The organism is Cupriavidus pauculus (assembly GCF_003854935.1).
GTDB classification, from domain to species: domain Bacteria; phylum Pseudomonadota; class Gammaproteobacteria; order Burkholderiales; family Burkholderiaceae; genus Cupriavidus; species Cupriavidus pauculus_C.
In genome coordinates this window covers 1823753-1842787 of the sequence record NZ_CP033970.1, presented here as the reverse complement: position 1 = coordinate 1842787, position 19035 = coordinate 1823753, and the positions used below count along the sequence as shown (strand labels likewise).

19 protein-coding genes are annotated in these 19035 nt (G+C 62.8%); 9 read left to right on the top strand and 10 right to left on the bottom strand.

Going from position 1 to position 19035, the window contains the following annotated elements; all coding sequences use genetic code 11:
- Window positions 1–15: 15 nt before the first annotated feature.
- The 3 genes from EHF44_RS26370 to EHF44_RS26360 all read right to left on the bottom strand — a co-directional run bounded on the left by EHF44_RS26370 (window position 16) and on the right by EHF44_RS26360 (window position 2422).
- Window positions 16–387 carry a response regulator gene (locus EHF44_RS26370; RefSeq protein WP_124686612.1) on the bottom strand — a complete coding sequence of 124 codons (372 nt, stop codon included), beginning with the start codon at window positions 385–387 and terminating at the stop codon, window positions 16–18.
- Between the two features lie 3 nt (window positions 388–390).
- Window positions 391–1857, bottom strand: coding sequence for an ATPase domain-containing protein (locus EHF44_RS26365; RefSeq protein WP_124686611.1), 1467 nt, complete (start codon window positions 1855–1857; stop codon window positions 391–393).
- 247 nt (window positions 1858–2104) lie between these two features.
- The gene (locus EHF44_RS26360) at window positions 2105–2422 is read right to left on the bottom strand and encodes a hypothetical protein (protein ID WP_124686610.1); all 318 of its coding nucleotides are present in this window, start codon (window positions 2420–2422) and stop codon (window positions 2105–2107) included.
- A 283-nt stretch (window positions 2423–2705) separates the two neighbouring features.
- Here EHF44_RS26360 and EHF44_RS26355 point away from each other — a divergent pair, with 283 nt between their 5' ends.
- Window positions 2706–3203 carry a hypothetical protein gene (locus tag EHF44_RS26355; RefSeq protein WP_124686609.1) on the top strand — a complete coding sequence of 166 codons (498 nt, stop codon included), beginning with the start codon at window positions 2706–2708 and terminating at the stop codon, window positions 3201–3203.
- Window positions 3204–3266: 63 nt separating this feature from the next.
- Here the strand turns inward: EHF44_RS26355 and EHF44_RS26350 are convergent, their stop codons facing one another.
- Genes EHF44_RS26350 through EHF44_RS26340 form a run of 3 tightly spaced genes read right to left on the bottom strand, consistent with a single transcriptional unit; the run spans window position 3267 to window position 6258 of the window.
- Window positions 3267–4421, bottom strand: coding sequence for a CaiB/BaiF CoA transferase family protein (locus EHF44_RS26350; protein WP_124686608.1), 1155 nt, complete (start codon window positions 4419–4421; stop codon window positions 3267–3269).
- A 35-nt stretch (window positions 4422–4456) separates the two neighbouring features.
- Entirely contained in the window at window positions 4457–5443 is a 987-nt protein-coding gene (locus EHF44_RS26345; RefSeq protein ID WP_124686793.1) for a Bug family tripartite tricarboxylate transporter substrate binding protein, read from the bottom strand.
- 53 nt (window positions 5444–5496) lie between these two features.
- Window positions 5497–6258: an enoyl-CoA hydratase/isomerase family protein gene (locus tag EHF44_RS26340; protein WP_124686607.1), complete on the bottom strand. Its 762-nt coding sequence runs from the start codon at window positions 6256–6258 to the stop codon at window positions 5497–5499.
- 78 nt (window positions 6259–6336) lie between these two features.
- Here EHF44_RS26340 and EHF44_RS26335 point away from each other — a divergent pair, with 78 nt between their 5' ends.
- The 4 genes from EHF44_RS26335 (at window position 6337) to EHF44_RS26320 (ending at window position 10375) form a co-directional block, all read left to right on the top strand.
- Complete coding sequence (locus EHF44_RS26335) at window positions 6337–6993, top strand: GntR family transcriptional regulator (RefSeq protein ID WP_124686606.1); 657 nt, start codon at window positions 6337–6339, stop codon at window positions 6991–6993.
- 426 nt (window positions 6994–7419) lie between these two features.
- The gene (gene rpoD, locus EHF44_RS26330; protein ID WP_253700231.1) at window positions 7420–9279 is read left to right on the top strand and encodes an RNA polymerase sigma factor RpoD; all 1860 of its coding nucleotides are present in this window, start codon (window positions 7420–7422) and stop codon (window positions 9277–9279) included.
- Window positions 9280–9419: 140 nt separating this feature from the next.
- Window positions 9420–9884, top strand: coding sequence for a YaiI/YqxD family protein (locus EHF44_RS26325; protein WP_124686604.1), 465 nt, complete (start codon window positions 9420–9422; stop codon window positions 9882–9884).
- Window positions 9885–10024: 140 nt separating this feature from the next.
- On the top strand, window positions 10025–10375 hold the full coding sequence (locus tag EHF44_RS26320; protein WP_124686603.1) for a hypothetical protein: 351 nt from the start codon (window positions 10025–10027) through the stop codon (window positions 10373–10375).
- Window positions 10376–10404: 29 nt separating this feature from the next.
- Here the strand turns inward: EHF44_RS26320 and EHF44_RS26315 are convergent, their stop codons facing one another.
- On the bottom strand, window positions 10405–11361 hold the full coding sequence (locus tag EHF44_RS26315) for a LysR family transcriptional regulator (protein WP_124686602.1): 957 nt from the start codon (window positions 11359–11361) through the stop codon (window positions 10405–10407).
- A gap of 129 nt (window positions 11362–11490) precedes the next feature.
- Here EHF44_RS26315 and EHF44_RS26310 point away from each other — a divergent pair, with 129 nt between their 5' ends.
- Window positions 11491–12243: an SDR family NAD(P)-dependent oxidoreductase gene (locus EHF44_RS26310; RefSeq protein WP_124686601.1), complete on the top strand. Its 753-nt coding sequence runs from the start codon at window positions 11491–11493 to the stop codon at window positions 12241–12243.
- 175 nt (window positions 12244–12418) lie between these two features.
- On the opposite strand, the gene EHF44_RS26305 is transcribed toward EHF44_RS26310, so the two are convergent.
- Window positions 12419–12994 (bottom strand): hypothetical protein, encoded by a 576-nt coding sequence (locus EHF44_RS26305; protein ID WP_124686600.1) that lies wholly within the window; start codon window positions 12992–12994, stop codon window positions 12419–12421.
- A 356-nt stretch (window positions 12995–13350) separates the two neighbouring features.
- On the opposite strand from EHF44_RS26305, the gene EHF44_RS26300 reads away from it, so the two are divergent.
- The gene (locus tag EHF44_RS26300) at window positions 13351–14151 is read left to right on the top strand and encodes a YecA family protein (protein WP_124686599.1); all 801 of its coding nucleotides are present in this window, start codon (window positions 13351–13353) and stop codon (window positions 14149–14151) included.
- A gap of 19 nt (window positions 14152–14170) precedes the next feature.
- Here the strand turns inward: EHF44_RS26300 and EHF44_RS26295 are convergent, their stop codons facing one another.
- Entirely contained in the window at window positions 14171–15064 is an 894-nt protein-coding gene (locus EHF44_RS26295; protein ID WP_124686792.1) for an AraC family transcriptional regulator, read from the bottom strand.
- A gap of 282 nt (window positions 15065–15346) precedes the next feature.
- Between EHF44_RS26295 and EHF44_RS26290 the strand changes: the two genes are divergently transcribed.
- Complete coding sequence (locus EHF44_RS26290) at window positions 15347–16087, top strand: SDR family oxidoreductase (RefSeq protein WP_124686598.1); 741 nt, start codon at window positions 15347–15349, stop codon at window positions 16085–16087.
- A 332-nt stretch (window positions 16088–16419) separates the two neighbouring features.
- A complete protein-coding gene (locus EHF44_RS26285) occupies window positions 16420–17400 on the top strand; it encodes a Bug family tripartite tricarboxylate transporter substrate binding protein (protein WP_124686597.1) in 981 nt (326 codons plus the stop codon).
- Between the two features lie 376 nt (window positions 17401–17776).
- Here the strand turns inward: EHF44_RS26285 and EHF44_RS26275 are convergent, their stop codons facing one another.
- The gene (locus EHF44_RS26275) at window positions 17777–18967 is read right to left on the bottom strand and encodes an MFS transporter (RefSeq protein WP_124686595.1); all 1191 of its coding nucleotides are present in this window, start codon (window positions 18965–18967) and stop codon (window positions 17777–17779) included.
- Between the last annotated feature and the right edge of the window lie 68 nt (window positions 18968–19035).

Sequence of the window (19035 nt, the reverse complement as noted above, 5' to 3'; positions counted from 1 at the left end):
GCCCGGCTCTTTTGGCTAGTTGCCGCGGCCGTCCCTGGCGAGCCGCATCACAATGTCGATCACGTCGACGGGCAGGCAGGGCTTTTCGAGCACGACATCGAACAGGTGAGGATGCTGGCGACCGATCTCGGCCTGCGCAGCGGTGAGCAGGATGATGGGGATGTGCGCCACCGCCTGGTCCGCCCGCAGCGCCTGCGCGACTTCCAGGCCGGTCATCACAGGCATCATGAAGTCCGTGATGACGACGTCCGGCACCAGGTCTGCCACCAGGCGAATGCCTTCCTCGCCATCGGCAGCCGTGCGAACCTCGAGCCCCTCGGCCTCCAGCATGAACGCCAGCGCATCGGCATTCATGGTTTCATCGTCAATGACGACTACCGTTGCCATGGCTTAGGACCTGGTTTGGGGTTGGGCGCCTGTGAAAACTGAAACAGAATCCGGTTCGCCTGGATGTTGGGACACGATCAGGCGGTTGGCGACCCGCAGGCCTCCGGGACCGATCACGACGTCATGGAACGTGGTGTCGAACGCGCTGTCGCGCATCTTGACGACGCCCACGAACCGCCGCAGCTCGCCGCCCAGCCTGACGTGCCGCAGCAGCATCAGGTTGTCCATCAGGCTGCTGTAGTCGGGCAGGGGATCGGTGCCCGTCAGGCTGTTGAAATCCGGCACCTCCAGCGTCGCGACGGTGGAAACGCCGGCGGCGCGCAGTTCATTGGTCACGGCCGTGTAGAACTCGACCAGGCGGCCCTGGTGGAAGGCAGACCGCTGGAACCCCGTCACGCCATCGATGAACACCCGGCGCACGCCATGTTCGCGCACGGCGGCGAGCAACTGGTGGCCCAGCAGGTCCAGCAGGTTCTCGGTCATCGGATTCCAGAGGATGTACAGCGCGCGGGAGCGCTCCAGCGCATCGAGGTCGATGCCCAGCGCGCGCGCCTTCGCCTTCAACCGCAGCGGCGATTCGTAGAACCCGAAATAGAGCCCGGGCGACTCGGGGGTGACCAGGCTCAGGAAATTGATGCCGAACGTCGTCTTACCGCTGCCGGCCGCGCCCATGAGCAGCGTCACCGAACTGGCTGGCAGCCCGCCGCCGATCAGCGGTTCCAGGCCCTGCACGCCGGTTTCCAGGCGCGCGTGTTCGAGCCATTCGTCGCTGGACGGAGTGTCGTGCAGCGCCTCCAGGCGCGGATAGACGTCGATGCCGTGGTCGGAGATGCGGTACTGGTGCAGGCCGCCCAGCGCGGCACTGCCGCGCGACTTGGAGATGCGCATCTGGCGCACGGTCCGGATGCCGACCAGTTCTTCCTTGAGCTGGATGACGCCATCGACCATCGTGTGTTCGGGGCTGACATCGTCGATGCCGGCGCTGGTCAGGAAGAAGACGGTGCAGCCGGTGAACGCCGCGTGGCTCTGCAATTCGGCCACGAACGTCTTGACGTCCAGCGCGGACTCGGCCTTGTCCTTGGCAATCAGCAGGCCGTCCAGCACCAGCGTGTCGCACTGGTTGCGCGCCATTTCCTGGCGCAGCGCCTTGACCAGCGCCTGGAGCCCCTGCTCCTGCAGGATCTTGAACAGGCTGATGTAGAAGACGTCGCGGCCGACCGCTGCGCCATCGTAGAAATCGAACGTCGCCAGCGCCTGGAACAACCGGTCATGCGACTCCGCCAGCAGCGTCACGTAGAGAATGCGGCCGCCGGCCTTGACCTGATGGAACGCGATCTGGTTGGCCAGGATCGTCTTTCCCGCGCCGGGACTGCCCTGGACGATGTACGTCGCCCCCTGCACAAGGCCGCCGCAAAGAATCGTATCAAGCCCCGGTACACCGCTTTGGACGCGCACGAGCTGTTTAGTCATAACTGGATCGATAACAGGCCCGACCGCGAAGGCTGGCCCAGAAGGGGAGTGCAGGGACGGGGGCGACCCCGGATTGGGCGATTCTATCCCACCGGGGTGCAGTTGACGCGGCTCGTTGTGGCCGGCTGCGATCGGGCCAGCCGCAGCGGCCGGGCCCGATGGCCGCTGGGGCCGCCGGGCGGTGCGCGGTGCAGGCCGCGCGGGCATGTCCGAAAGTGCGGTGACGATCGGCTAGCGCACTGGCAGGCTATCGCGAACTTTTCGCGCCATCGGTGTAGGGATCAGCCTTGCGCGCGCCATCCGTGAACGGATCCGCCGTCTTGCCCGGCGCCAGGCTCGAAGCGGTCGGCTGACGGGCGCCTTCAGTATAGGAGTCGAACTTGCCAGACTTCGCACCATCGGTGAACGTATCCGGCTTGCCGGTCTTGGCCCCGTCCAGATACGGATCAGGCTTGGCCGTCTTAGCGCCCTGGGTGTACGGATCGACCGACTTGGTCTGGGCATACGCCAACGGCGCGGCGACGACGGCGACTGCCATAACGCTGTGCAGGAGTGTCTTGATCATGAAAACCTCAACGTGTCGGGTGGCATGGACCGCTATGACGCCTGGGGCGGCAAGCGGCGTGTCTCAGTCGGTTGCAAGGATGGTGCCGGGGCGTGGGAGGGCCTCGTGGGGCTGGGGCGGCACTCGGGAGGCGGTTGTGGGTGGCAGGGATGCTTGGGGAGGCAATTTTTACTGGTATCTGGTATTTAACATAACAATGATTGGATGCTAGTTTGCTGCTGATCACTTGCACTGTATATTCATACAGTATAATCCCGCCACCTTGACTCCTGACGCTTCGCCCATGTCCTCGAATCCCACCCCCCTGGAAGACGACGTTCCGCACATCCACGAACCGAGGATTTGGCGAGACAAAGGCTGGACGGCAAGGGTCATCAAGAACGAGGACGGCGAAGGATGGGCTGTGGAGATGATTCGCGACGGTCATGTCGAGCCTGCACTCGTCGGCCCGTGGACAATGGGCCGGAACAAGGTCGATCCCAAGCCGCTCGACGCGGCTGCGCACCAGACGTTGGTCAAGACAGCGTCCGAAGTCATCCGCCGGCACGAGCAGCAGTTGCATGCACGACTGAACAAGGAAGTCACCATTACGACTGCTTTGCAGATGCTGACCGTCAAACTCGCAATCACGCCGGACGAATTCGAACCGTTCGGCACGCTGACCGCAATCGATCCGTATGGTGAGGTCGTGGCGAGCGTCAGCGTGCCCGCGGACTTTCGTTTGACGGTGGACAGCGCGACGCGATGGGCGGAGGGTGGATTCGGTCAGATCCGGCGATAACCTTGTCGTCCGGCCGGGCAGCCTCCACACCTGGCCATGGCCAGTTTTCCCGTGGACGACCCGTCAGGTGCCGAACTCCCCTAGCAGGGCTTCACGATCTTCATCCAGTCGGGGCGCGCGGCGTACAGCGCTACCCTGCCACGCTTCGCCGATCTTGATGGGGTTTCCAGACACACGCAGCGTCCTGTCGCCCCCGATCGGGACGTCCAACAGCATGTGTCGGGCAGATACGTGGGCGTTCTCCATGATCTCCGGCACACCGTTCAAGGGTCCATGCGGTACGCCGGCTGCCTCCAGCACGGCTTCCCAATTCGCCGTCCTGGCCTCCCGCAATCGGCCTTCCAGACATGCCTTCAGTGCAGCGTGATGTTCGTTGCGGGCCGGTACGGATGCGAATCTCGGGTCTGCGATCCACTCGGGTCGGTCCAGCGCGTTGCAAAGCCGCTCGAACAGCGCGTCGTTGCCGACAGCGATGACAACGAAGCCGTCTTGCGTGGCGAACATGTCGAACGGCGTAATCGACGGATGGCGGGTGCCGAGCGGCTTGGGCACCGTGCCCGTCGCGGAGAAGCGGGCGATGGGATTTTCCAGCAGCGCCACCTGGCAATCGAGCATCGAGATGTCGACCCGCTCCCCCACTCCCGTTGTCGCGCGGCGCAGGAGCGCGGCCTGGATGCCGATGGTGGCATATAGGCCGGCACCAATATCGCCGATCGACACGCCGACGCGCGCCGGGTTTCCATCCGGCTCGCCCGTCACGCTCATCAGTCCGCCCATCGCCTGGACTACCATGTCATAGGCCGGCCGGTTTCGATAGGGACCTGTCTGGCCAAAGCCGGATATGGACGCGTACACTAGGCGCGGATATCGCTGCCGAAGCATCTCCCAGGTGTAGCCCAGCTTGTCCATCACGCCGGCGCGAAAGTTCTCGACCAGAACATCGGCCCCTTCCAGCATCCGTTCAAGGACTGCCCGGTCCACGTCGGCCTTCAGATCAAGCGCAATCGACGACTTGTTGCGGTTGACCGACGCAAAATATGCGGATTCGCCGTCGACGAATGGCCCCACCTGGCGCGAGTCGTCGCCCTTGCCGGGGTTTTCGATCTTGATGACGCGGGCGCCCAGGTCGGCCAGCATCATTGTGCAGTAGGGGCCGGCCAGCACCCGGGTCAGGTCAATGACCGTAATGCCGTGCAGCGGGCCCTGCAGGACGTTCATACCGGTTTCCTTCATGCTTGGTTTACCCTTCGGCATCAGTCAATCTTCGCCCCGCTCGATTGCGCAAGGTCCACGCCGATCTTGCCTTCGCGTGCAGCGAATTCGCGAAACTCGGCCACGGAAGCCGATACGGACACCTCGTCGCCTTGCGCCAGGAAGCGCTTGCGAAGTTCGGGATCGGCCATGACCTTTGCCGTCGCCGCAAACAGCTTGTCGATGATTTCCGGCGGGGTCCTGGCGGGTGCAAAAAGCCCGTACCAGGCGGAAAGGTCGTAGCCCTTGAGGCCGCTTTCTGCAATGGTCGGCAACTGCGGGTTTGCATTCGAGCGTTGGGCCGACGTGACGGCGATCGGAATCACCTTGTGGGTGTCGATCATGGGTTTGACGGACGGCGCCGTGCCGAACGTCAGTTGCACGTCTCCGGCTGCGACAGCCTGTGCCGACGGCGCGCCGCCCTTGTACGGCACGTGTGTCATGCGCACGCCGGCCAGCTTGGTGAAATAGACGCCCGCCAGGTGCGTGATCACGCCGTTGCCCGATGACGAATAGTTGATGGCGCCCGGATGGGCCTTGGCCTGGGCAATCAGGTCCTGCACGTTCCGGATGCCAGCGTCCTTGTTCACGGCCAGGATCAGCGGCGCCGCCGACAGCTTCGTGATGGGCGCGAAGTCTGACGGCTCGTAGCGAATGTTCTTGTACAGCACCTTGTCGCCACCCATCAGACTGGCGGTGGCAATATACAGCGTGTAGCCGTCGGGGGCCGATTTGGCGACATACTCCGCCGCGATAGTCGTGCCCGCCCCCGGCCGGTTGTCGACGACCACCGGCTGGCCCAGCTCTCGACTCAGCGCATCGCCGTAGAGGCGCGCGGTATTGTCGGCGCCGCCGCCGGCGGGAAAGCCGATCACGAGTCGTATCGGCTTGGTGGGATAGTTGGCCTGCGCCGAGGCGGCAATGGGCAAGGCGCCCATCACCGTGCCGATCACGGCAAGCACAGTACGACGGGTCGGGGTGGTCTTCATCATGATGTCTCCTCCGTAGCTGTATCGCCACTTGAGTGAATGGCCGCGGCAGGCTACCTGCCGTGGAACGCCGGGATCCGTTTTTCCCGCCATGCTGCTGCGCCCTCGCGCAGGTCTTCCGATGACTCCGAGTGACGGATGTCCTCCTGCAAGGCGTCAATGTCAAGGCGCCCGCAGGCGATGTCGTTGAGGTGGCGTTTCATGCCCAGCAGCGCAATGGGCGCCATGCTGGCAAGCTGCGCGCTCAGTGCTTCGACACGGGAAGTCAGCGCCTCGGCTGCCACCAGCTCTGTCAGAAAGCCCACGCGCAGCATCTCTTCCGCCGAAATACGGTCGGCTGTCAGAAACAGCCTCTTGGCCGCGTTCAGACCGAGACGCGAGACATAGCGCTCCATGCCGCCGCGATAGAAATGCAGGCCGAGCCGAGCAGCCGGCATGAACATGTCGCAATCCGGTACCCCCACCCGGAAATCGCATGCCAGGCAGAGGTCCGTTGCTCCCCCGTAGACCCCGCCCTGGATCGCAGCGATCGTGACCGGCCGAGCCACGGCGATGGCATCCATCACGTCGCCGAAATTTGCGGCGCCCTCTTCCGCTTTGCCACCCAGGGAGCCGATGTCGTAGCCACTGCAGAAATACTTGCCCTCGGCGGCAAATCGGAGCACAAGCACCTCTGGCCGGCCGTTGACCGCCGCCACGTGATCGCGCAATGCGTCGAGGTCGGCTGGACTTAGGCGATTGGCCACCTTGGGTCGTCGCAGCGTAATCGTGGCAATGCGACCTTCGACGGAGAGCGAGGGCAAGTTATCATTCATCTTGATATATTTCGTTGGCCTTTTGATATATCAAAACAGGCTACAGATATTTTCCAAGGGAAAGTAGAGGGTTAACCCGTGCAATCGCTCCAAGACCGCATCCGAGAAAACGTTATCGCCGCGATCCAGGCCGGCGAGTTGCGCCCTGGCGCGCAGATAGATGAGAAGGCCTTGGCCGAACAGTTCGACAGCTCGCGCACGCCTGTCCGCGAGGCGTTACTGATGCTCGCAGCCCAAGGATTGGTATCGATCGCGCCGCGTGCCGGCATGTTTGTCCACAAGCCCAGTGCGGCGGAGCTGGTGGCCATGTTCGAGACGCTGGCGGAAATGGAGGGGGTGGTCGCCCGTCTGGCGACGCGACGAATTTCCACAGAGGGTCGAAAAGCACTGTCAACCGCGCACGAAGCCGCGGGTATCCCGGCCCGTGCATGCAATGCGGCCGCCTATGCCGAGGCAAATCGCGCCTTCCATGACGTGCTGTACCAGGCCGCAGCCAATCCGTTTCTGACCGAGCAGATCGTCCAGTTGAGAAGGCGCCTGGCCATTTACTGGCAGCGCAAGGACCTTATCAATGAGGCGCGCCTGGCGTCGTCTTATCGCGAACACAGCCAGGTTGTCGACGCGATACTGAGCGGACAAGCGGATGCCGCCGCCGAAGCGATGCGCATCCATATTTCGGCAGGCGGCAGAGCCTTGGCAGACCTGGTCTTGCTGGCCGAAGCCCCTTCCGCCTGATGTCCAGGGTCGTTGCAGGCCCGTTGAAACGCGCGATGAGCGTGGCGGCCGCTTGAAATGCAACCCACCGTCCACAATCGCAAAGCGCGAGCCAAGCTCACGTTGCACTGCATCATCGCGATCAGTATCATGCGCGATCCCCATTTTTCGCGCACACTGTGGACCGGCAGAAGGTTCTCGCTGTAGGAGCCTTGTGTACTGGCAAGCGGTCAGCAATGTCGTGCATAGCGGTAGAACGCCAAATCATCAGCCGCCTGCCCACAGGAGTATGTATTGACTCATCCGGATCGTGACGTTGATTCGTCGAACCCGTTACCTGACAGCGGCCAACCCAGTCGCCGCAAGACAGCCGGGAAGTCCAAAGCTGTAGCGACAACCCCCGACAGCACGTCCAACGCTCGCCAGGATGCAGAGCGTCAGAGCCAGATGCGCTCGCTGATCGCCCTCGGACGCGAGCGCGGCTACCTGACGCACGCGGACATCAACGACCATCTGCCGGACAATGTGACGCCGGCCGCGATGGACACCATCGTCAGCACGTTCAGTGACATGGGCGTGGCCGTCTACGAACAGACGCCCGACGCGGAAACACTGCTTCTGAGTGACAACGCCCCGACCACGGCATCCGATGACCAGGCAGATGAAGAAGCGGAAGCGACACTGTCGACCGTCGACTCCGAATTCGGCCGTACTACGGATCCCGTCCGCATGTACATGCGCGAAATGGGTTCCAGCGAACTTCTCACCCGCGCCGGGGAGATTGAAGTCGCCAAACGCATCGAAAGCGGCCTTCAGGACATGATTCGCGCCATCGCGGCGTGTCCGTCGGTGGTGTCCATGATTCTGGCCGACGTGGACCGCGTGGTCGCCGGCGAGTTGCGCATTGACGACATCGTGGACGGCATCAGCGATGCCACGGACGAAGGCGACATTCCAGCGCTTACGTCAGACGAATCGCGCGCCGACGACGATGGCGCTGACAGCGTTGCGGCCGATGCCGAAGACGATGCGTCGGACGACGATGATGGCGATGCCGGTGCCGAGGACTCAGAGAAAGCAAACGCAGCCCGCCTGGAACAGCTGACGGCCGACAGTCTCGCAATTTTTGCGCGGGTGCGCGCGCTGTTCGAGCAAGTGCCCGCGGGTGTGGTGTCGGGGAAAGCGCGATCGGCAGCGATTGCAGGGGTGCGAGCCGAGATTCAGCAGGCACTCGCGCCAATCCGCTTCACCGCGAAAATGATCGACCGCCTGTGTGGCAGCGTGCACGAGAAGGTCGCGGAGGTGCGCACCATCGAACGCGGCATCCTGGAAATTGCCGTGGAACGGTGTGGCATGCCTCGCGAGGCCTTTATCGAGTCATTCCCGGGCCACGAGACCGATCTCGAATGGACCCACCGCACGGCGGCAACGTCGAAACAGTTTGGCCCTGCCCTCGCGCGCCACTTGCCCTCCATCCAGGCAAGCCAGCAGAAGCTGATCGACATCGAGACGCAAGTCGCCCTGCCTCTCACGCAGCTCAAGCAGATCAACCGCGAGATGAGTGCCGCCGAGCGAAAGATGCGGCAGGCCAAGGGCGAAATGATCGAGGCTAACCTGCGGCTCGTGATTTCCATCGCGAAGAAGTACCTGAACCGGGGCATGCAGTTTCTGGATCTGATCCAGGAAGGCAATATCGGCCTGATGAAGGCCGTCGACAAGTTCGAGTACCGGCGCGGCTGGAAATTTTCCACGTACGCGACGTGGTGGGTTCGCCAGGCCGTGACGCGCGCGCTGGCCGATCAGGCACGAACCATTCGTGTTCCAGTGCACATGATTGAAACGATTAACAAGCTGAACCGGATTTCGCGCGAGATCCTGCAGCAGACTGGGCAGGAGCCCGATCCTGCCGTACTGGCCGAACGCATGGCTATGTCCGAGGAAAAGGTACGCGGCATCCTGAAGATCGCCAAGCAACCCATCTCGCTTGAGACCCCCGTTGGCGAAGAGGGCGACACGACGCTGGGCGACATGATCGAAGACAGCGCGACGAGCTCACCTGCGGAGGCAGCCGTAATGTCCGGCCTGCGCGAGCAGATCGAAGCAGCGCTCGCCGAGTTGTCGCCGCGCGAAGCCAAGGTACTGCGCATGCGATTTGGGCTGGACACCCACACCGAGCACACACTCGAAGAGGTCGGCAAACAGTTCGACGTGACCCGCGAACGGATCCGTCAGATCGAAGCCAAGGCGATGCGCAAGCTGAAGCATCCCGTCCGTGCTGACAAGCTGAGGCTGTTCCTGGAACGTTGAAACGACCGGGAGGCGCCGAGGCGGCGTTTGATGTGTTGTTGGGGTGTTTGCTGCCTGAGGTTGGGATTGTGCGCGCAAGCGTGCGAGACGCCGGCGGGCAGTAGCATGAGCACACTCCTCCCTGGACTGGAAATACCGCGATGCAAATACTGGTTGACGCAGACGCCTGCCCTGTCGTTGTCAAAGAAATGTTGTTCCGGGCCGCGCAGCGTGTCGAGGTGTGCGTGACGCTGGTAGCGAACAAGTACATGCGCACGCCGCCCTCTCGCTTTATCAAGGCGCTGCAAGTGCCAGCCGGCTTCGACGCCGCCGATGACCGCATCGTCGAACTCGCAAGTAGCGGTGACCTCGTGATCACGGCGGACATACCTCTTGCCGCCGCTGCCCTTGAAAAGGGCGCTTATGTGCTCGCCCCCCGCGGAAACTGGTTCAGCCGCGAGAACATCCAGGAACGCCTGACGATGCGTGAGGTGATGGACCAGCTTCGCGGCTCGGGCATCGATACCGGCGGTCCGGCGCCATACGCCGCACAAGATAGCAAGGCATTCGCCGCCCAACTGGATCGCTTCCTGGCCCGCCGGCCGTCGCCAGGAACGACCGTCTGAATCGTGCGACGCCCGGAAGGCTGGAGCTGGTAGTGTGGCTGAGGGATGGCTCTTTTCAGCCATGAGCAGACACTCGACGGCCAGGACGAGATCAGGCTAATCTGCTAGCTTGAATAGCGAAAACGCTCGCAATGAGGTCGTTGACATTTCTACCCCCTGAACTCGCGCTGCAATCAATCTCCCATCGCGAAATTGTCTTACCTCTCAATGCAGCCATTGAAGCGGTTGACTATTTCGCCAGCAAACAGATTCACATTCTGGGGTGGGAAGGGTGGATTCTGGCGGAGGATGGACGGGTCGGTCATGGCAGCGCACCGCAAGGCACGACGAATCTCGAAGACCTTTCGCCACTGGACGCTGCGGAACTCTGCCGCCAAACCATCCCGATTGCGGCGCGCGAATGGTCGAGGGATCATCCAGATTCGACGGATCGTCTGCACTTTTGCATCACGATTCTCTGCGAGCCTGTACCCAAAATTGCCCGCACGTGAAGGACCGCTAAGGGTCGGCAAGAGTCTTTTTAACGCTGTTTCCTTAGCTCTGGAGTGCCAGATCCATCAGCCGGCGGCCGCAACCATGGAGGCGAGGACAAGTGTTCTGCAAGGTAATCGGCTAGCGCGGTGACCTTTGCAGGCCGAGTTCGTGCCGATGGCGTGACGAAGTACAGTCCGCCCCGTGTCAGGCTCCAGCCAGGCAGGATCGCCTCCAGCCGCCCATCGGCCAGATATTCGCCCGCCATGAATTCCGGCAACTCTGCAATGCCCTGCCCCGCTAGCAGCATCGGTAGAAACGCTTCCGAGTTGGTCACGCGCAGCGGCCCCACCGGCGTCACCGGGTGCTCCTCACCCGCGTCATTGGCGAAGCGCCAGACGTCGCCACGCGCCCGGTAGGCATACGAAAAGCATGGTCTGCCAACGAGATCGCGGGGATGGGCCGGGCGACCGAAAACGTCCAGGTACGCTGACGACGCCACCAAGATCTGTGAGACCCGGCACAACCGCCGGGCGACCAGCGAGGAATCCGGTAGTGCGGCAATGCGCAATGCCGCGTCAAATCCCTGGGCGACGATGTCTGTGGTGGCATCGGACAAGTGTAGATCGATGGAGACCTCGGGATAGGCCTGGAAGAACGCCGGGAGCAGAGGCGCTACCCAGCGCACGCCAAAGGACATCGGCACAGCAAGGCGGATGAGGCCACGTGGCTGCGTCGACATTTCCCTAGCGGCGCTCTCTGCCTCTTCGGCCTGCCGGTAGATGTCGCCCGCTTTTTCGGCAATCGTCGCGCCGAACTCCGTCAACGCCAGTTGCCGTGAGGTGCGATTGAATAGCCGTGCTCCTAGCCGCTCCTCCAGCCTGGCAACGCCGCGCGACACGGTGGCCACGGACACGCCCATGACGCGCGCCGCCGCGGCAAACGACCCCTCTTCCGCCACCTTGGCAAACATCGCCAGCCCTTCGAAATCAGGGAACTTGATCATTTCATTTTCGCAACGATGATTTGCGATCAATTCTATTTCGAAATGGTGCGTCCGTCGATATGCTTCCTACATCGCCTCCCGCGACTAAATTTCAACGACATCAACCGATATCAGGCAAGGAGAATCACCATGACCCGCAGACTCGAAAACAAGATTGCACTCGTTACCGGTGGCACGAGCGGCATCGGCCTGGCCACTGCCAAGCGGTTCGCCGCCGAAGGCGCGCACGTGTATGTCACCGGCCGCAGGCAGGCCGAACTCGATGCAGCGGTCGTAGCCATTGGCAACGCCACCGGCGTGCGTGTGGACTCGTCGAAGCCTGAAGAGCTGGATCTGCTCTACAAGCAGATCCGCACCGAGAAGGGCCGGCTCGATGTGCTGTTTGCCAACGCCGGCGGCGGCACGATGGTGCCGCTTGGCGACATCACCGAGGCCCACTATCACGACACCTTCGACCGCAACGTCAAGGGCACGCTGTTCACCGTGCAGAAGGCGTTGCCGCTGCTCTCCAGCGGCGCGTCAGTGATTCTGGCCGGTTCCACCACGACCATTGAAGGCACCGCCGCTTTCAGCGTCTATTCCGCCTCGAAGGCTGCGATTCGGGCGTTCGCCCGTAGCTGGATTCTGGACCTGAAGAACCGCGGCATTCGCGTCAATACGATCAGCCCGGGTGCCACGCGTACGCCCGGCCTGGTCGACCTGGCGGGTCCCGATGCCTCGCAGCAGCAGGGGCTGCTCGACTATCTTGCATCGCGCATCCCGATGGGGCGTGTAGGCGAGCCTGACGAGATTGCCGGTGCTGCCCTCTTCCTCGCCTCCGACGACTCGAGCTTCGTCAACGGCGCAGAATTGTTCGTGGACGGTGGACAGGCACAAGTCTGAGGATAGCGAGGCAATGTTGGCCCGCGACGCCATACTTGGAGATCAAGCGTGGCGTCGTGGCCGCAAGGGGATGGCACGCCAGCGGTCGGTCGCCGGCCAGAAGCGGACACCCGACGTGAGCATCCGCATTGTTTAGAATCGTCCGTGCTTGAGCAAGATCGATGCGCCAATGGCGTTAGCCGGCAACATACCATTCGCGGAACTGCTCAAACACCCGAAACCCAACGTAATCGAGTTTTCGCTTGTAGAGCCAACGATAGTAGCAATCCCAATAACTGATCATTCGATCGTGCGTTCGTTTCAAGAAATCCGGGTTCTCCCGGAAGAACGCTCCGTAAACGCATTGATCCATCGAAGGCAGGCTCGCTTCGATCTCGGCGAGGATTTCAATTACATACTCGCCGCAGAGGTGCACAACGAACGGCACAATCCAAGGCTCCGGGGAAGTGACGAGCCGCCCGACATGCCGCTGGCGCACATGTCCGTCATGGTGCCGCGTCAGCACGCACGAATAGATATCCGCTTCAGCATCGTTCAGCCGACGAAATAGCGTGTCATCGCATTCGTGGTGAATTCGATACGGGATGTTGAGTGATTCGCCTCGAACAAAGACAGGCGATCCGGGATGAGTCGCCGTGCTGGGTCGAATTAAGTCCGTAACGACGGTTACTTCCGAGCGAAGCACTGCGGGGAAAGCAGCCGCCCAAGGGCTGTCTTGAACACTATTGTTCGCTGCGCGGGTGTTTGTCATATTGTTTCACCGTCAACCGCAACTCCGCCATTGTGTCATACGTTGACGGGTGGTCGGTAGCGACCTGCGACAGTCCGCATTGGGCGTCTGGGACTGTCCTTTCAGGGTCGGTAGCTGCCCCTTTGCCGCCCAGCAGCCCGCGCCTCGTCTGCGCAGAGAGCCGGGATCAGCCAACAGGAACCACTTAAGAACGGCAGTCGCTCCCGCGAACGGCAGCGAGGATGCACGCGACTTGTCGCGGCACCGAAACGTCGCGGCCGCGAAAATCGTGCGATGCACTTCTCCAAAAAGGCCGCGCTATACTTCGCCGCGACGCGTCTAGCGTATCCCCACCCTGCACCGCACGAATCTGCCTTATGACTGAAATCACCTCCCTGACGCCCGACGAACTCCAGGAGCTCGACGATATGCTGGACGACCTGCGCCAGCGCGCTGAGGAAATCCCGCAGTGGGAGTTCTGCGACGGTTTTCTCACGGCCCTGGTCTGCACGCGCCGCCGCATACCGGCTGCCGACTACTTGCCCATGTTGCTGGGAGACGGCGCGGCGCTGGACGTGGCCGAGGACAGCCCTCTGCCGTTGCTGCCCGCGTTCCATGAAGCGGCCCAGCAGGCCCGCTTCATGGAGCTGTGGCAGCGTCGATGGAACGAGGTGGAATATCAACTCGATCAGCCCGTGGAGAGGCTGGAGGACGAACGCTCCTTCTGTCCCGAAGTCATGGACATGCGCGGCGCCATCTTGAGCCTGCCGCAGGAAGAGCGCGCTGAGATGGATGGCCGGGAGATCCCGGCGTTTGGCCAGGTGTGGGCGCTGGGCTTCATGTTTGCGGTGGAGAACTGGCCCGAGGAATGGGCCGCCCCACGCGACAAGGAAGCTGCCCAATGGCTGGACGACGCGCTCGAAGCCATTGTCGCCCTGACCGAGGACGACACCGGCCAGCCCGCGGTCTGCATGTACGACGAGGATGGCCCGCCCAGCACCAGCCAGGCGCGCTTGGAAACCTTCGGTGAGGCAATCTGGGCTGTCTACGACCTGCGTCAGATCTGGAAGAGCCTCGGCCCGCGGGTGGAGGCCCTGGTGAGGGGCGACCAGCCCGGCCGCAACGACCCGTGCCCGTGCGGCAGCGGCAAGAAGTTCAAGAAGTGCCACGGGAAATAGGCATTCGGCAAGCCACTACCTAGCCACCGAAGCGGACGGCCGGCGAAAGCGTGAAGGATTCGCGCATGTCACGCACTTCCTCGACTGGCGTCCGCCCAAAAAGCCGCTTGAACTCCCGGCTGAACTGGGATGCGCTTTCGTAGCCGACTCGTCCCGCTGCAGCAGCCGCGGTCACGCCGTCGCGGATCATCATCAGGCGCGCCTGGTGCAGCCGCGTGGACTTGATGTACTGGATTGGCGATGTCTGCGTCACGGTGCGAAAGTTGGCGTGAAACGCCGGCACGCTCATGCCCGCTTCTTCGGCCAGGCGCGCGACGTTGAGCGGCGTCGCATACTCGGTGTGAATCCGCTTGAGTGCCCGGGCCACGCGTCCGAACCGGCCGTGATGCGCCAGCGCGGCACGCATCGCCGCCCCCTGCTCGCCGGTGAGCACTCGATAGCAGATCTCCCGCACGATCCCTGGCCCCAGCACCTGGGCGTCCAGCGGCACCGTCAATGCCTCCAGCAAGCGGATCGTGGCGCCGGCAAGATCGCCGTCAAGCAAGGTGGAAACGATGCCGGTCGGCTGCGCTTCGGGGTGGTGTCCGGCGGCCCCGATCTGCGTGATCAGGTCGCTCAGTTCGATCAGGTCCAGACGGATGGACACCGCCAGCAGGGGTTCCTCCGGCGAAGCTTCCGTTTCCGTCGAGAACGGCAGCGGGACGGACAGCACGAGGTAGTGCTGTGCGTCATAGACATAGACCTCGTTGCCGAGAAAGCCAAGCTTGCGCCCTTGGCAAACGATCACGATGCAAGGCTCGTACAGCACCGGCGTGCGCCCAAGCGGCCGGTCCGAACGCATCAGCCGCACGCTGTCAAGCGCCGACTGGGTGTATCCCTCGTTGGGCGCCAGTCTCTCCAGCAGACTGACCATGCGGGTGAAAGCGGGATTGCGGAGGTTCGACACCGCACTCTCCTGTTGTCGCGATGGACGACATTGTAGTTGGCCCTCAGCCAGCCGTGCCAGTGCATTCAATAGTAATAGGCAATAACGGCATCGGACCGTGTATTCGCTTCCGGGCGCCCCTTCCCTACCATTCATTCACCGGCTGACGAACCCCTTCCGCTTCATTGCAGGCCGCAGCCGGCGTGCGTCTTCCTCGAGCAATCGCGGGCAGGCACCGCCAGAACCGAACCGACAATAGGAGTAAGCAAGATGGCAACCTCAACCACCGAATCGAAAGTCATCCTGATCACCGGCGCCAGCAGCGGCATTGGCGAAGGCACCGCCCGCCTGCTTGCCGCGCAAGGCCACCGCCTGGTGATTGGCGCACGGCGCACCGACAGGCTCGTCGCGCTGACCGAATCGCTGAAGCAAGCCGGCGGCCACGCCCGCTATCGTGAACTGGATGTCACGTCGGCAGAGGACGTGGCCGCCTTTGCACGCTTTGCGCTCGATGCGTTTGGCCGCATCGACGTGCTGGTCAACAATGCGGGCGTGATGCCGCTTTCGCCGCTGAACGCGCTGAAGGTCACCGAATGGAACCGCATGATCGACGTGAACATCCGTGGCGTACTGCACGGCATCGCTGCCGTCCTGCCGACGATGGAGCAGCAAGGCCAGGGCCAGATCATCAATATCTCCTCGATCGGCGGCCTGTCCGTGTCGCCGACGGCCGCCGTCTACTGCGCCACCAAGTTTGCCGTGCGCGCCATTTCCGACGGGCTGCGCCAGGAGACGGACAAGATCCGCGTGACGGTGGTCTGCCCGGGTGTGGTCGAGTCCGAGCTTGCCGATTCGATTACCGATGACACCGCGCGCTCGGCGATGCAGGAGTTCCGCCGCGTTGCCATCACGCCCGACGCCATCGCTCGTGCCGTCGCCTACGCCGTGGAGCAACCGGCCGATGTCGATGTCAGTGAGATCGTCGTACGGCCTACCGCCAGCCCGTACTGAGCGTTTCCGCAACCGGCACGCCTGGGAAGGAAACCGTCATGACTTCAAGCCATCGGCGGCTGGCGACTGACGCACTGGCCGCCGTGGCAGCCAGATAGTGCCAACACCCCGGCTGCCCTTTCCGGCGGCCGGTTTTGCTTCACCGGTATAATTCGGGCCGCATCTCATCCCGAATTCCTGTTGTCTGAAGTGATGTCTCGATTCTGCGCGCCTGTGCCACCCGCAGCGCGAAATGAACGCGTGAGCAGCGGCGTCATCACCTACCCCCAACCAGCCCGCGCTAAAAGACGGCGAACGCTCGGCCCAGGATTCGCTTTACAAGGATCCTCGCAATGCTGAAGGCAATGCTGGCCACCGCGCTGGTGGCCTGTGGTTTCACCACCACGCCCGTACTCGCCCAAACCGCCAGTAGCCAATGGCCCACCAAGCCGATCCGGCTGGTGATTCCGTTCCCGCCGGGCGGCGGCACCGATATTCTTGCGCGTCTGGTGGCCAACCAGGTGTCGCAGGAGACCAAATGGACCTTTGTGCCGGACAACAAGCCCGGGGCCGGCGGCACGCTCGGCATCGCGGAAATCGTCCGCGCGGCGCCTACCGGCTACGAACTGGTGATGGGACAGAAAGACAATCTCGTGGTCGCGCCGTGGCTCTACAAGTCGGTGTCCTATGTGCCGGGTCGCGATCTGGTTGCGATCAGCCACGTCGCCTACACGCCTATCGCCATCGTCACGTCGGCCAATTCGCGCTTCAAGACCCTGGCTGACGTGGTAGCCGCCGCGAAGGCACATCCGGAATCCATCAAGTACGGGTCGCCCGGCAACGGCACGACCATCCATCTGGCCGCCGAGATCTTCAGCCAGGCGGCCGGTATCAAGTTGCTGCACGTGCCCTACAAGGGCTCCAATGCCGCGATGATGGACGCCATGGCCGGCAACGTCGACCTGATGGTGGCCTCCGTGCCCTCCGCGCTGGCGCAGGTCAAGGCTGGCAAGCTGCGCGCGCTGGCGGTCACGTCGGCAACGCGCAGCACGTCGCTGCCGAATGTGCCGACTGTCGCGGAGAGCGGCTACAGGAACGTGGACGTCAGCACCTGGTACGGAATCTTCGCCCCGGCCAAAACGCCTGCCGATGTTGTCGAGCGCATCGGAACCGAGGTCAACAAGGTGCTCGCCCGGCCTGACGTCATACGTGCCATCCACGAGCAAGGCGCCGAGCCGAAGCTGATGAGCGCGGCGCAGTTCGCGGAACTGGTGACATCGGAATACAAGGCGTGGAAACCCATCGTGGAAAGGTCGGGCGCCAAGCTCGACTAAGCGCCTGCGCCTACACGAGCGGCTCGCCCCCGGTGCCGATGGGGCTGCGGGGCTCCAGCGCTCGTGTCGGAACATGGGTACGTGCTCCGGCCCCTTCGAATTCGACGATGACCGCAGTGGGGCTCGCAACGCGGGTGATGGTCACGGGAGCGCCCCGGAAGATCCAAGTCGTCTCCACCTGGTAGGGACTTTGTCGGTACGCTTTGCGGCGTTGCTTGCTGTTCATATCAAAAGCGCTTGGTCAGCCAACTGCTCCCGCCAATCATGCTCGGCTTGGCGCGGCGGGAGGCTCGATCTGGTGATGCCGCATAAGGGGCCGTTGCGTGAGAGTTCGTCAGGCAAACAAGGTTCCTGCCTCCGCGGCACAAGATAAGGATTACGAGACAACCTCCTCCGTTCTCGCGTCCGCGACTGCTTGCACCAGTTCCTCGGTCACACGAATCTCTGCCCCGATCGGCGTCATTTGCGCCGTTGCCGCAAATGGCGCGGCCGAAGTCGGAGACGGATGGCTATTGCGTCGCCACAGGAAGAACGACGCCAGTCCGGCGTGCAGGACGAGAAACGCCCAGAAGAGCCCGCTGGCACCTAACCGGTTCATGAGCGGCGAGATGATCAACGGACTGATTGCCGAACCAACCGAGTTGATCAACAGCATGCCCTGGATGACGCGTACCAGCTCGCTGGCCTCCGCACGATCCGCCGAGTGGCTCACCGCCACCGGGTAAATGGCGAAAATGCCGCCACCGATCAGGAACATCAGCGCCATCAACAATGGCGGATAACTCGGAAGGATCAGCACGGCCAAGGAAACCGCCGCGCACCCCACGCTCAAGGCAAGCAGGACGGTCTGCCTGTCCTCCCTGTCGGACCATCGACCTACCGGGTATTGCAATGCCATGGCGCCGCAGATGGCACAGGCCATTAACTGCCCGACCTGGGCAACGCTCATGCCCTCTCGCTGCAGGTAGATCGGCAGCAGCGTATAGACCGCCGCGATGCCCACGCCGGAACCGAAGCTGCCGATGGCACCTGCGGGGGTCATGCGCACGAGATCCTGTGGCATCAGCGGCGCGGCATGGGCCACGTCCGGTGCAGTCTTCGGCAGGACGGCCATGGGCAATACCGCCATGGACCCGAGCACGCCGGCCACCATGAACGGCGCGCTCGCCGCCACGGATCCAATGGCGCCCAGGCTCATCTGGGCAAGCATGGTCGATCCGTAGAGCGCGATCATATAGATCGCCAGCAACCGCCCCCTGGACTTCGTATCCCCGACGAGTAGCAACCAGCTTTCCACGACGAGGTAGATGCCCACCATCGCCCAGCCATTCACAAGACGCAGCAGGAGCCAGACCCAGGGATCGAAAACCAATCCCTGGAGCAGGTAGGTAATGGCGACAAGGGAGGCAAAGCTGCTGTACGAGCGAATGTGCCCGATCCGGGAGATCAGCCGGTCGCTGGTAACCGCGCCGAGCGTCAGCCCTACAAAATATGCCGACGAAATGGCACCGATCATCGTTGCCGAAACGTTCGCGGCGTCGAGGCGGAGAGACGTGAGGGAAGACATGAAACCGCTTCCCAAACTCACAATGAACAACCCTAAAAGTGGCCCAACAGCCACGGCCCAACTGCTGC

Excerpts from the sequence above, each read along its gene's own strand:
- EHF44_RS26370 (WP_124686612.1), bottom strand. The coding sequence starts at position 387 with ATGGCAACGGTAGTCGTCATTGACGATGAAACCATGAATGCCGATGCG.
- EHF44_RS26365 (WP_124686611.1), bottom strand. The coding sequence starts at position 1,857 with ATGACTAAACAGCTCGTGCGCGTCCAAAGCGGTGTACCGGGGCTTGAT.
- EHF44_RS26360 (WP_124686610.1), bottom strand. The coding sequence starts at position 2,422 with ATGATCAAGACACTCCTGCACAGCGTTATGGCAGTCGCCGTCGTCGCC.
- EHF44_RS26355 (WP_124686609.1), top strand. The coding sequence starts at position 2,706 with ATGTCCTCGAATCCCACCCCCCTGGAAGACGACGTTCCGCACATCCAC.
- EHF44_RS26350 (WP_124686608.1), bottom strand. The coding sequence starts at position 4,421 with ATGAACGTCCTGCAGGGCCCGCTGCACGGCATTACGGTCATTGACCTG.
- EHF44_RS26345 (WP_124686793.1), bottom strand. The coding sequence starts at position 5,443 with ATGAAGACCACCCCGACCCGTCGTACTGTGCTTGCCGTGATCGGCACG.
- EHF44_RS26340 (WP_124686607.1), bottom strand. The coding sequence starts at position 6,258 with ATGAATGATAACTTGCCCTCGCTCTCCGTCGAAGGTCGCATTGCCACG.
- rpoD (WP_253700231.1), top strand. The coding sequence starts at position 7,420 with ATGCGCTCGCTGATCGCCCTCGGACGCGAGCGCGGCTACCTGACGCAC.
- EHF44_RS26325 (WP_124686604.1), top strand. The coding sequence starts at position 9,420 with ATGCAAATACTGGTTGACGCAGACGCCTGCCCTGTCGTTGTCAAAGAA.
- EHF44_RS26315 (WP_124686602.1), bottom strand. The coding sequence starts at position 11,361 with ATGATCAAGTTCCCTGATTTCGAAGGGCTGGCGATGTTTGCCAAGGTG.
- EHF44_RS26310 (WP_124686601.1), top strand. The coding sequence starts at position 11,491 with ATGACCCGCAGACTCGAAAACAAGATTGCACTCGTTACCGGTGGCACG.
- EHF44_RS26305 (WP_124686600.1), bottom strand. The coding sequence starts at position 12,994 with ATGACAAACACCCGCGCAGCGAACAATAGTGTTCAAGACAGCCCTTGG.
- EHF44_RS26300 (WP_124686599.1), top strand. The coding sequence starts at position 13,351 with ATGACTGAAATCACCTCCCTGACGCCCGACGAACTCCAGGAGCTCGAC.
- EHF44_RS26295 (WP_124686792.1), bottom strand. The coding sequence starts at position 15,064 with ATGGTCAGTCTGCTGGAGAGACTGGCGCCCAACGAGGGATACACCCAG.
- EHF44_RS26290 (WP_124686598.1), top strand. The coding sequence starts at position 15,347 with ATGGCAACCTCAACCACCGAATCGAAAGTCATCCTGATCACCGGCGCC.
- EHF44_RS26285 (WP_124686597.1), top strand. The coding sequence starts at position 16,420 with ATGCTGAAGGCAATGCTGGCCACCGCGCTGGTGGCCTGTGGTTTCACC.
- EHF44_RS26275 (WP_124686595.1), bottom strand. The coding sequence starts at position 18,967 with ATGTCTTCCCTCACGTCTCTCCGCCTCGACGCCGCGAACGTTTCGGCA.